Source organism: Pseudomonas sp. G1002, from assembly GCF_013385455.1.
Classification (GTDB): domain Bacteria; phylum Pseudomonadota; class Gammaproteobacteria; order Pseudomonadales; family Pseudomonadaceae; genus Aquipseudomonas.
In genome coordinates, this window is the sequence record NZ_JACAPY010000018.1 from 41,036 (window position 1) to 52,817 (window position 11,782).

11 protein-coding genes are annotated in these 11,782 nt (G+C 60.9%); 5 read left to right on the forward strand and 6 right to left on the reverse strand.

Annotated elements, in window-relative coordinates; genetic code table 11:
• Positions 1-95: 95 nt before the first annotated feature.
• Both HX801_RS08620 and HX801_RS08625 read right to left on the reverse strand, forming a co-directional pair.
• A complete protein-coding gene (locus HX801_RS08620; protein WP_177021891.1) occupies positions 96-479 on the reverse strand; it encodes a PaaI family thioesterase in 384 nt (127 codons plus the stop codon).
• Positions 479-2,803: a Tex family protein gene (locus tag HX801_RS08625; protein ID WP_102367889.1), complete on the reverse strand. Its 2,325-nt coding sequence runs from the start codon at positions 2,801-2,803 to the stop codon at positions 479-481. Before HX801_RS08625 ends, HX801_RS08620 begins: the two co-directional genes overlap by 1 nt.
• Positions 2,804-3,160: 357 nt before the next feature.
• Between HX801_RS08625 and ompR the strand changes: the two genes are divergently transcribed.
• Positions 3,161-3,901 carry a two-component system response regulator OmpR gene (gene ompR, locus HX801_RS08630; protein ID WP_003213175.1) on the forward strand — a complete coding sequence of 247 codons (741 nt, stop codon included), beginning with the start codon at positions 3,161-3,163 and terminating at the stop codon, positions 3,899-3,901.
• 116 nt (positions 3,902-4,017) lie between these two features.
• Positions 4,018-5,331: an ATP-binding protein gene (locus HX801_RS08635; protein WP_003213176.1), complete on the forward strand. Its 1,314-nt coding sequence runs from the start codon at positions 4,018-4,020 to the stop codon at positions 5,329-5,331.
• A 124-nt stretch (positions 5,332-5,455) separates the two neighbouring features.
• On the opposite strand, the gene rimK is transcribed toward HX801_RS08635, so the two are convergent.
• The 3 genes from rimK to HX801_RS08650 are packed head-to-tail and all read right to left on the reverse strand — an operon-like array spanning position 5,456 to position 7,636.
• Complete coding sequence (gene rimK, locus HX801_RS08640) at positions 5,456-6,361, reverse strand: 30S ribosomal protein S6--L-glutamate ligase (protein WP_003213178.1); 906 nt, start codon at positions 6,359-6,361, stop codon at positions 5,456-5,458.
• The gene (locus HX801_RS08645; RefSeq protein ID WP_371132397.1) at positions 6,358-6,822 is read right to left on the reverse strand and encodes an ATP-dependent zinc protease; all 465 of its coding nucleotides are present in this window, start codon (positions 6,820-6,822) and stop codon (positions 6,358-6,360) included. Before HX801_RS08645 ends, rimK begins: the two co-directional genes overlap by 4 nt.
• 34 nt (positions 6,823-6,856) lie before the next feature.
• Positions 6,857-7,636 (reverse strand): EAL domain-containing protein, encoded by a 780-nt coding sequence (locus tag HX801_RS08650; protein WP_177021892.1) that lies wholly within the window; start codon positions 7,634-7,636, stop codon positions 6,857-6,859.
• A 116-nt stretch (positions 7,637-7,752) separates the two neighbouring features.
• Between HX801_RS08650 and HX801_RS08655 the strand changes: the two genes are divergently transcribed.
• Positions 7,753-8,160, forward strand: coding sequence for a S4 domain-containing protein (locus tag HX801_RS08655; RefSeq protein ID WP_177021893.1), 408 nt, complete (start codon positions 7,753-7,755; stop codon positions 8,158-8,160).
• A gap of 42 nt (positions 8,161-8,202) precedes the next feature.
• Here the strand turns inward: HX801_RS08655 and HX801_RS08660 are convergent, their stop codons facing one another.
• Positions 8,203-9,003, reverse strand: a complete 801-nt coding sequence (locus tag HX801_RS08660; protein WP_177021894.1) for a phosphatase PAP2 family protein — start codon at positions 9,001-9,003, stop codon at positions 8,203-8,205.
• A 125-nt stretch (positions 9,004-9,128) separates the two neighbouring features.
• On the opposite strand from HX801_RS08660, the gene hslO reads away from it, so the two are divergent.
• Positions 9,129-10,031 (forward strand): Hsp33 family molecular chaperone HslO, encoded by a 903-nt coding sequence (hslO, locus tag HX801_RS08665; RefSeq protein WP_102367891.1) that lies wholly within the window; start codon positions 9,129-9,131, stop codon positions 10,029-10,031.
• Between the two features lie 179 nt (positions 10,032-10,210).
• On the forward strand, positions 10,211-11,752 hold the full coding sequence (locus HX801_RS08670) for a phosphoenolpyruvate carboxykinase (protein WP_177009301.1): 1,542 nt from the start codon (positions 10,211-10,213) through the stop codon (positions 11,750-11,752).
• Positions 11,753-11,782: the final 30 nt, after the last annotated feature.

Consider the following 11,782-nt stretch of genomic DNA (forward strand, 5'->3'; position numbering starts at 1 on the left):
AGCCGCCCTCGTCCCTGAATCTGGCTATCGCGCACGAGGAAAAGTTCGGCGCAACTTTCGAAGCGCCGAAATTAACTCAAATCGATGACAGGGAGCTATAGGACAGCGAAGGTGCCTTGTGCTTTTGCGACCAGTTTTTCGTCCTGGTACACGTCCGCCTCGACCACCAGCGTGCGCCGGCCCGGGTGAATCACCCGGGCGGTGCACAGCACATCGCCGTCGGAAACGGCGCGGATGTAGTTGATCTTGCATTCGATGGTCGCGCTCTGCTGGTCGAAACCATGGGAGCTGGAACACGCCAGCCCCATGGCAATGTCCACCAGGCTGAAGATCGCCCCGCCATGGAGCTTGCCAGCGCGGTTGCGCAACTGCGGTTCCAGGGTCAAGGCCACCTTGGCAACACCGGTTTCCAGGCGCTGCAGGCGGCAGCCAATGAGTTCGCTGAAAGCGCTGTGGGTCAAGCCGGCTGGCAGTTCCATTAACGTTTCTTCAGTTGTTTGGCGTTGGCGAACAGCGAAGCCATGGCGTTGTTGGCCGGGGCTGGCGCAGCGGTTTCCTTGCGGGGGGCGGCGCCTTGGGACTGGCGTGGCGCCGAGCCCGGGCGTGCGCCGCGGGCACCGTCGATTTTCTCGCCCGGGGTGTCGCTCATGCGCATCGACAGGCCGACGCGTTTGCGCGGGATGTCGACTTCCATGACCTTGACCTTGACCACATCACCGGCTTTCACCGCTTCACGCGGGTCCTTGATGAACTTCTCCGAAAGCGCAGAGATGTGCACCAAACCGTCCTGATGCACGCCGATATCCACAAACGCGCCGAAGTTGGTCACGTTGGTCACCACGCCTTCGAGGATCATCCCCAGTTGCAGGTCCTTGAGGTCTTCGACGCCTTCCTGGAATTCGGCGGTCTTGAACTCGGGACGCGGGTCGCGGCCAGGTTTTTCCAGCTCTTGCAGGATGTCGGTGATGGTCGGCACGCCGAAGGTTTCGTCGGTGTACTTCTTCGGGTCCAGGCGCTTGAGGAACGCGGCGTCGCCGATCAGCGAGCGGATGTCGCGGTCGGTTTCAGCGGCGATGCGTTGTACCAGCGGGTAGGCTTCCGGGTGGACAGCCGAGGAATCCAGCGGGTTGTCACCGTTCATGACGCGCAGGAAGCCGGCGGCTTGCTCGAAGGTTTTTTCGCCAAGGCGTGCGACTTTTTTCAGCGCTGCACGGGTCTTGAACGCACCGTTTTCGTCGCGGTGGGTCACGATGTTCTGCGCCAGGGTGGCGTTGAGGCCGGAGATGCGGGCCAGCAGCGCAACTGAAGCGGTGTTTACGTCCACGCCCACGGCGTTCACGCAGTCTTCAACCACGGCGTCCAGGCCGCGAGCCAGTTTCAGCTGCGACACGTCGTGCTGGTACTGGCCGACGCCGATGGATTTCGGATCGATCTTCACCAGCTCGGCCAGTGGGTCCTGCAGGCGGCGAGCGATGGACACGGCGCCACGGATCGACACGTCGAGGTCCGGGAATTCCTTGGAAGCCAGTTCAGACGCGGAGTACACCGAAGCGCCGGCCTCGGAGACCATCACCTTGGTCATCTGCATGCCTGGGTATTTTTTGATCAGCTCGGCGGCCAGCTTGTCGGTTTCACGGCTGGCGGTGCCGTTGCCGATGGCAATCAGGTCCACCGAGTGCTTGGCGCACAGGGCGGCCAGGATGGCGATGGTCTGGTCCCACTTGTTGTGCGGCACGTGGGGGTAAACCGTGGCGTGATCCAGCAGCTTGCCGGTGGCGTCGACCACGGCAACCTTGCAGCCGGTGCGCAGGCCCGGGTCGAGGCCCAGGGTCGCGCGTGGGCCGGCGGGTGCGGCCAGCAGCAGGTCGTGCAGGTTGTGGGCGAATACGCTGATGGCTTCGGTTTCGGCGCCGTCGCGCAACTCGCCCAGCAGGTCGGTTTCCAGGTGGGTGTAGAGCTTGACCTTCCAGGTCCAGCGCACGACTTCACTGAGCCACTTGTCCGCAGGACGATTCTGATTCTGGATGCCGAACTGTTGACCGATCATGCCTTCGCACGGGTGCATGGTGCCTGGCAGCTCGTCGCCGACTTTCAGCGCGGAGCTCAGGATGCCTTCGTTGCGGCCGCGGAAAATCGCCAGTGCACGGTGGGACGGCATGCTTTTCAGCGGCTCGTCGTGTTCGAAGTAATCGCGGAACTTGGCGCCTTCCTCTTCCTTGCCGGCGATTACGCGGGCACTGAGGGTGGCTTCCTGCTTCAGGTAGTTGCGCAGTTTTTCCAGCAGGTTGGCGTCTTCGGCGAAGCGCTCCATGAGGATGTACTTGGCGCCTTCGAGGGCGGCCTTGACGTCGGCCACGCCTTTTTCGGCATCGACAAAGCGTGCAGCTTCGGTTTCCGGGGCCAGGGACGGGTCGTTGAACAGACCGTCGGCCAGCTCGCCGAGGCCGGCTTCCAGGGCGATCTGGCCCTTGGTGCGGCGCTTCTGCTTGTACGGGAGGTACAAGTCTTCGAGGCGGGTCTTGGTGTCGGCGAGCTTGATGTCGCGTTCCAGCTGCGGGGTCAGCTTGCCTTGCTCTTCAATGCTGGCGAGGATGCTGATACGCCGTTCGTCGAGTTCTCGCAGGTAGCGCAGGCGCTCTTCCAGATGCCGCAACTGGATATCATCGAGGCTGCCGGTGACTTCTTTACGGTAACGGGCGATGAAGGGCACTGTGGAGCCTTCATCCAGTAGAGCGACGGCCGCTTCGACCTGTTGTGGGCGTACGCCGAGTTCCTCGGCGATGCGGCTGTTGATGCTGTCCATAAAACCACCTGAAATTCTGAAAGCAGGCTCGCAGGCCCGGAAAACAAGGCTCGCGAGGCTGGTTGAGCGGCCCGTCTGGCGCCGCTGCCTGGGTCAAGAGGCAGCCTATTGACCCTCGAAATCGAAAAAATCACTACAAGCGGGTGAAAAAAATCCCCTGGCAGTAAACGGTAACGAACTGACGTTGCCCTGCACAAAGGCGCCGCATTATAACCAGCGTTCTGCCCTTGGGGGGATTGCCGCCAAGGTTGTAGGGCGCGGGTTCGCTGGCGGTAGAGGAAAAATCTGCTAACAATGCACACGGTGCGTATAACGGCAGCTACGCCATAATGCGCGCCGAGATAAGAGGAGCATCTAATGAGCAGCACTGCACAAACTGCTGAAGGCGAAAAAATTCTCATCGTTGATGACGATCCGGGGCTGAGCAGCCTGCTGGAGCGTTTCTTCAACTCCAAGGGCTACCGTGCCCGCGCGGTGCCAAACACCGAACAGATGGACCGCCTGTTGGGACGTGAAGTCTTCAACCTGGTGGTGCTGGACCTGATGCTGCCCGGCGAAGACGGCCTGACCGCCTGCAAACGCCTGCGCGGCGCCAACAATCAGATCCCGATCATCATGCTGACCGCCAAGGGCGATGAGCTGAGCCGCATCAAGGGCCTGGAACTGGGCGCCGACGATTACCTGGCCAAGCCGTTCAACCCGGACGAGCTGATGGCACGTGTCAAGGCCGTACTGCGTCGCCAGGCCGCCCCGGTACCGGGTGCCCCAGGCAGCGAAGACGAAAGCGTGACCTTCGGTGACTACGAGCTGTCGCTGGCCACCCGTGAGCTCAAGCGTGGCGATGAAGTGCACATGCTGACCACCGGCGAATTCGCCGTGCTCAAGGCACTGGTGATGAACGCTCGCCAGCCGCTGACCCGCGACAAGCTGATGAACCTGGCCCGTGGCCGCGAGTGGGACGCCCTGGAACGCTCCATCGACGTACAGATCTCCCGTCTGCGCCGGATGATCGAGCCCGATCCATCCAAGCCGCGTTATATCCAGACGGTGTGGGGTGTGGGTTACGTGTTTGTGCCGGATGGCACTGCAACCAAGTGACCGATGATTTGCAGAGGCGGGCGTGCCGGTGATGACTCGATAAGAGTCAGCCGGTTGCCCGGCGTTTGCAATTCTGCGAGCTTGGCTCGCTCCTGCAAGGTGTCCAGCTGTCTTTTATGAAAACCCCGTTGTGGTTCCCGCAGAGTTTCTTCTCACGCACCCTTTGGCTGGTGCTCATCGTCGTACTGTTTTCCAAGGCCCTGACACTGGTTTATCTGTTGATGAACGAAGACGTGCTGGTGGACCGGCAGTACAGCCACGGTGTCGCGCTGACCTTGCGCGCCTATTGGGCCGCAGACCCCGAGAACCGCGAGAAGATCGCCAAGGCCGCTACCCTGGTCCGGGTCGCGGGCGCGGGCGTGCCCGAGGGCGAGCAACATTGGCCCTATAGCGAAATCTACCAGCGCCAGATGCAGGCCGAACTGGGTGAAGACACCGAGGTGCGGCTGCGCATGCATGTGTCGCCGGCGCTGTGGGTGCGAGCGCCGAGCCTGGGGGAGGACTGGCTGAAAGTGCCGCTGTATCCGCATCCGTTGCGGGGGCAGAAGATCTGGAACGTGCTGGGCTGGTTCCTGGCGATTGGCTTGCTTTCCACCGCGTCTGCCTGGATTTTCGTGCGCCAGCTCAATCAGCCGCTCAAGCGCCTGGTGTTTGCCGCACGCCAGCTGGGCCAGGGCCGCAGTGTGCGCCTGCCCATCAGCGATACGCCGAGTGAAATGACCGAGGTGTACAGCGCGTTCAACCAGATGGCCGAGGATGTCGAACAGGCGGGGCGCGAGCGCGAGCTGATGCTGGCGGGGGTGTCCCATGACCTGCGCACGCCGCTGACGCGTCTGCGGCTTTCCCTGGAACTGATGGGTAACCACACCGACCTTACCGACGACATGGTTCGAGACATCGAGGACATGGACGCGATTCTCGACCAGTTCCTGGCGTTTATCCGCGATGGCCGGGACGAGGTGGTGGAAGAGGTCGACCTGACGGACCTGGTTCGCGAGGTGGTGGCGCCTTACAACCAGAATGGCGAGCAGGTGCGCATGCGCCTGGAGCCGATCCAGCCGTTCGCGTTGCGTCGGGTTTCGATGAAGCGCCTGCTGAATAACCTGATTGGTAACGCGCTGCATCACGCTGGTTCCGATGTGGAAGTAGCAGCCTACGTTTCCGGGGATACCAGTGCGCCTTACGTGGTGCTGAGTGTCATGGACCGTGGGGCCGGTATCGATCCGGCGGAACTGGAAGGTATCTTCAACCCGTTCACCCGCGGCGACCGTGCCCGGGGTGGCAAAGGCACGGGCCTGGGGCTGGCGATTGTGCGGCGGATTGCTTCGATGCATGGCGGCAATGTCGAATTGCGCAACCGGCCGGATGGCGGCCTGGAAGCGCGAGTGCGCTTGCCGTTGGGGCTGATGTTGCCCAGGGACGCGGTCTAAATGTGGGAGCGGGCTTGCTCGCGAAGGCGGTGGGTCAGTCCATAGAAATGTCGACTGATCCACCGCCTTCGCGAGCAAGCCCGCTCCCACACTGGTTTTGCGGTGCTTTACAGGTTGGGTGTCCTCAACCTTTGCCTTTGGTCCTGGTCATATTCGGCCCACCACTCTTCTCCAGATGCTGAATGATGATCCCCGCCACATCCTTGCCGGTGGTGGTCTCAATTCCTTCCAGGCCCGGTGACGAGTTCACCTCCATCACCAGCGGCCCGTGGTTGGAGCGCAATATATCCACACCCGCCACGCTCAACCCCATGACCTTGGCTGCCCGCAGTGCGGTCATGCGTTCTTCCGGGGTGATCTTGATCAGGCTGGCACTGCCGCCACGGTGCAGGTTGGACCGAAACTCACCCGGCTTGGCCTGGCGCTTCATCGCGGCAATCACCTTGTCGCCCACCACGAAGCAGCGGATATCCGCACCGCCGGCTTCCTTGATGTACTCCTGCACCATGATGTTCTGCTTGAGGCCCATGAACGCCTCGATCACCGACTCGGCCGCAGTCGCGGTTTCACACAGCACCACGCCGATGCCCTGGGTGCCTTCCAGCACCTTGATCACCAGCGGCGCGCCGTTGACCATCTCGATCAGGTCGGGAATGTCATCCGGGGAGTGCGCAAAGCCGGTGACCGGCAAGCCAATGCCACGGCGCGATAGCAACTGCAGCGAGCGCAGCTTGTCCCGCGAACGGGCGATAGCCACCGATTCATTGAGGGGAGACACCCCCATCATTTCAAACTGGCGCAGTACCGCGCAGCCATAGAACGTCACGGAAGCACCGATACGCGGGATCACCGCATCGAAGCCTTCCAGCGGTTTGCCCCGGTAGTGGATCTGCGGCTTATGACTGGCAATGTTCATATAGGCGCGCAACGTATCGATCACCACCATCTCATGGCCACGTTCGGTGCCGGCCTCGACCAGGCGACGGGTGGAATACAGACGCGGGTTACGCGACAGCACAGCGATCTTCATGCAGCACCTGTGGCAGAGGTAGTAGAGACCGGGAACACCGGCTTGTCTTGAACGTATTTGACGCCGGGACTGACCACCAGTTGGCCGTCAATCAGGGCCTTGGAGCCCAGCAACAGGCGGTAACGCATGGCCTTGCGGCAGGCGAGGGTGAATTCCACCCGCCATACCCGATCGCCCAGGGCCAGGGTGGTGCTGATCACATACCGCACCTGGGCCTGGCCGTTGGAGCTTTTAATGGTTTTCATCGCCACCAGCGGTGCTTCGCAGCGCCGGTGACGCAGTTGCACCACGCTGCCCAGGTGCGCGGTGAAGCGCACCCACTTTGCACCGTCGCGCTCAAATGGCTCGATCTCGGTGGCATGCAGGCTTGAGGTACTGGCGCCGGTGTCGATCTTGGCGCGCAGGCCTGCCACTCCCAAGTCGGGAAGTGCCACCCACTCACGCAGACCCACAACGGTCAAATGGTCAAATGTCTTCAATATGAATAACCGGCAATTAATTCGCCCAAGCGGCGGGTGATACCTCGGCCAGGGCTTTGAATGCAGGCTTGGCGAACCAGTAGCCCTGCATCAGAAATATTCCACAGTCGGCGAGAAAGTCCCGCTCGCCGGCACTTTCGATGCCCTCGGCGATGACAGTAACGCCCAACTGCTCACAGATTGTGACAATCCCCCGGACGATCACCTGACGGACACGATCACGGTCGACATCGCGGATCAGCGCCATGTCGAGTTTGATCAGGTCAGGTTGGAAATCGGCCAGCAGATTCAGCCCCGAATAGCCCGCCCCGAAATCGTCGATGGCGGTCTTGAAGCCGAATTCGCGGTATTCACGCAGAATATTCGTCAAATGGCGATAGTTATCTACATGCTCGCTTTCCAGGGTCTCGAAAATCAGCCGATCCAACGGAAAATTATGCGCGCGGGCCGCCTCCAGGGTGCTGCGGATGCACAGTTCTGGTCGATAGACCGCATTGGGCATGAAGTTGATTGAAAGGTGCGTCTGCATGTTGAGTGTCGAAGCGGTGGCGATCGCGCGGGTGCGGCATTGCTGGTCGAAACGGTAGCGATTGCTGTCGTTGACCTGATCCAGCACCGACATCGCGCCCTCACCATTCACGCCGCGCACCAAGGCTTCATGGGCAAAGACCGACTGGTCACGCAGGTCCACGATAGGCTGATACGCAAAGGCGAACTCAAAGCCCAGCGGCTCACTTTGCTGGCAGCCCGCACAGGCTTGTTTGGGCGAGGTCAGTGAAATGGGAAAGTCGGTCACACGTTAACCTCGCGAAAACAGGATGCTACCTGGCGTATCTTAGGTGAGCTCAAGGGTTTATGCGTTGAAGGGTTTCAACGGTAAAGTTGCGACATTTTTCAGAGCGAGGAATTCAAGTGGTTCAGAAGCAGGAAGAGGAAGAAAAAGTCCGTTTGGACAAGTGGTTGTGGGCGGCGCGTTTCTTCAAGACCCGTGCCTTGGCCAAGGCGGCGATCGAGAGTGGCAAGGTGCATTGGCGCGGCGAGCGTTGCAAGCCCGGCAAGGAGCCACGCGTCGGCGATGAGTTTCAGATCCGTGCCGGGTTTGATGAGCGAACCGTCGTAGTCCAGGCCCTTTCAATTGTGCGAAGGGGCGCTCCCGAGGCGCAGGCGTTGTATACCGAGACCGAAGCCAGCATCGCCAAGCGCGAAAACGCGGCGGCCATGCGCAAGGCCGGCTCCCTGGGCATGACCACCGACGGCAAGCCAAGCAAGAAGCAGCGGCGCGACCTGTTCAAGTTTCGCGGCAGTGGCAATGATGATTAATCGGCAGACCGCAGGAGCCAGGTCGGCTCCTGCTATTTCAACTCAAACGCTGCGAATCACGCTCAAGCGATTAACCAGCGGTACTCGCCGAAACAACTCAAACACCGGGCTCGTCACTCGCACCAGCCCCCGCGAAACCTTCGCTGCAAAGGGCGTGTAGTAACCCCAGCCCAACGCCAACAGCGCCAGCAACACCCCACCGATATAATCGTCCTGCCCCCAATGCGCACCGGCCACCAGCCGCGGCATCATGAACAGCAGCGCCAAGCCCCAGATCACCAGCACCTGCCCGATCCGCTTGGCAAACACGGTCATGAACATCCCCCAGATCAGCAATACCGATGCATGATCCCCCGGGAAGCTCTGGCTGGAGCGGTCCTTCAACTCCCATGTCTTCTCCAGGCCCGGGAAATAGTCGCTCATCTGAATCGCGCCGCTGATCACCATCGACGGGCTATGGTGTTGCCAGCCCATTTGCGCCGCCAGCTTGGAAAACAGCATGCGGATAAACAGCAACAGCAGCAAAATGCCCAGGAAGCCGAAAAACGCCTGGCGCACTTCAATCGCCTTGAACACCCAGTCGCCACGGACCAACAGCGTCAGCAGAATCACCCCGACCACCGCGTCAAACGGCCGCAAACTGGCCACCGCCCACACATGCAGCCACGCCGAGCTGCTTGCCAGCGGGTCATTGAGCAGATGAAACAGCCACTCGTCGAAAACCGTGCAGAGCGCCTGGCCCGCCGGCCAGAGCCAGAAACACAACAGCCCCACAGCGAGTAAATTACACAGGGCCAATCGCCCGAGGTCCCACCTGGCTTGGAACAAACCCGGATTGTTCATAAACTGTTTCCTCTTTGCTTTAAAGCGCTTCGTTTTCCCACAGAAGGCCGCACCAAAACGGTGCTAAAGCGTGTAATTCTATAAACCTTGTCATCTTTTTGTCATCAATTCAGATACCCAGACCTATGACTGATCTACCGGATACCGACTTCACCCAACGCTTCATCTTCGACGACAGCGACGCCCGCGGCGAACTGGTCGCCCTGGAGCGCAGCTATGCCGAAGTCCTCGCCAAGCACCCCTATCCGGAGCCGGTCGCGCAATTGCTCGGCGAACTGATGGCGGCTGCCTCGCTGCTGGTGGGCACCCTGAAGTTCGATGGCTTGCTGATCCTGCAGGCCCGTTCCGAAGGCCCGATCCCGCTGCTGATGATCGAATGCTCCAGCGAGCGCGAAATCCGTGGGTTGGCCCGCTACGACGCGGACCGCATCGCCGCCGATGCGACCCTGGCTGACCTGATGCCAGACGGCGTGCTGGCCCTGACCGTCGACCCGACGGTAGGCCAGCGTTACCAGGGTATCGTCGACCTCGACGGCGAAACCCTGTCCGACTGCTTCACCAATTATTTCGTGATGTCCCAGCAAGTGGGCACCCGCTTCTGGCTCAACGCCGACGGCAAGCGCGCCCGTGGCCTGCTGCTGCAACAACTGCCGGCCGACCGCATCAAGGACGAAGAAGACCGCGCCGACAGCTGGGCCCACATCACCGCCCTGGCCGGCACCCTGAAAGCCGAAGAGTTGCTGGGCCTGGATAACGAAACCATCCTGCACCGCCTCTACCACGAAGAGGCCGTGCGCCTGTTCGACGTGCAGTCCCTGCGCTTCCACTGCAGCTGCTCCCGCGAGCGCTCGGCAACTGCCCTGGTCAGCCTGGGCCTGGAAGATGCGCAGGACCTGGTGGTGGAACACGGTGGCAACATCGAGATCGACTGCCAGTTCTGCAACCAGCGCTACCTGTTCGACGCTGCCGATATTGCTCAATTATTCGCCGGCGCGGGCGTAGATACCCCTTCAGGCACCCGCCACTAAAACGTTTAAGCACAGGTAAATCACCTGACAAACGCCGGATTTCCGCCGTTCTGACCGGAGGGCCCTACTCTTTTTGGGCTTTTCTGGCATAATCCGGCCCACTTTTTTCGCGGTAGTAGTGCGCAACTTTCTACTACAAAACGTTTGGAGCACTCGGCCACTGGCCGACGGGGAACCTCATGACGCAAGCCAATAACGCCGTATACACCGATCTGAGTGTTGACGATCTGGTCAAAGAAGCCCTGCAGCGCGGTGAAGGCGTGCTTGCCGATACCGGTGCGCTGGTCGTAGAAACCGGTCACCGTACCGGCCGTTCGCCAGTCGACCGCTTCATCGTTGAAGAGCCTTCCACCCAGGCTGCCATTGCCTGGGGCCCGATCAACCGCAAGTTCCCGGCCGACAAGTTCGATGCCCTGTGGGCTCGCGTCGAGGCATTCAACAACGCGCAAGAGCATTTCGTTTCCCACGTTCACGTAGGGGCTGCAGAAGACCACTACCTGGCCGTGAAAATGACCACCCAGACTGCCTGGCAGAACCTGTTCGGTCGTTGCCTGTTCATCAACCCGGCCCAGTACAACCCGGCCGGTCGTGACGAGTGGCAAGTGCTCAACGTGGCCAACTTCGAGTGCGTGCCAGAGCGTGACGGCACCAACTCCGACGGTTGCGTGATCCTCAACTTCGCCCAGAAAAAAGTCCTGATCGCCGGCATGCGTTATGCCGGTGAAATGAAAAAAGCCATGTTCTCGGTGCAGAACTTCCTGCTGCCGGCCTCCGACGTGCTGCCGATGCACTGCGCAGCCAACATCGGCGAAGCCGGCGACGTGACCCTGTTCTTCGGTCTGTCGGGCACCGGTAAAACCACCCTGTCCGCCGACGAAAGCCGCTACCTGATCGGCGACGACGAACACGGCTGGGGCGAAGGTGTGGTGTTCAACATCGAAGGCGGTTGCTATGCCAAGTGCATCGACCTGTCCGAGAAGAACGAGCCGGTGATCTGGAAAGCCATCAAGCACGGCACCGTGCTCGAAAACGTGGTGATCGACGATGCCAAGCACGCCGACTACACCAACGTCAGCCTGACCCAGAACAGCCGCGCCGCCTACCCGCTGGAGCACGTGGCCAAGCGTTCCGAGAAAAACCTCGGTGGCGAGCCAAACGCTGTGATCTTCCTGACCTGCGACCTGACCGGCGTACTGCCGCCCGTGTCGATCCTCAGCGAAGAACAAGCGGCCTACCACTTCCTGTCCGGCTACACCGCTCTGGTGGGCTCGACCGAAATGGGTTCGGGCGGCGGCATCAAGTCGACCTTCTCCACCTGCTTCGGCGCGCCATTCTTCCCACGCCCGGCTGGTGAATACGCAGAACTGCTGATCAAGCGCGTGCGCGGCTTCGGCTCCAAGGTCTACCTGGTCAACACCGGCTGGACCGGCGGCGGCTACGGCGTTGGCAAGCGCTTCAACATCCCGACCACCCGTGGCGTGATTGCAGCGATCCAGAGCGGTGCGTTGATTGGTGCCGAGACCGAGCACCTGGACACCATCAACCTGGACGTGCCATTGGCTGTACCGGGCGTCGAGACTGGCCTGTTGAACCCACGTAACACTTGGGCTGACAAGGCTGCCTACGATGAAGCGGCGAAAGCGCTGGCGGGTCTGTTCATCGAGAACTTCAAGAAGTTTGAAGTGAGCGATGCGATCAAGGCTGCGGGTCCGAAGTTGTAAGATTCGGCCGTTGTGAAAAAGCCGCCCCTA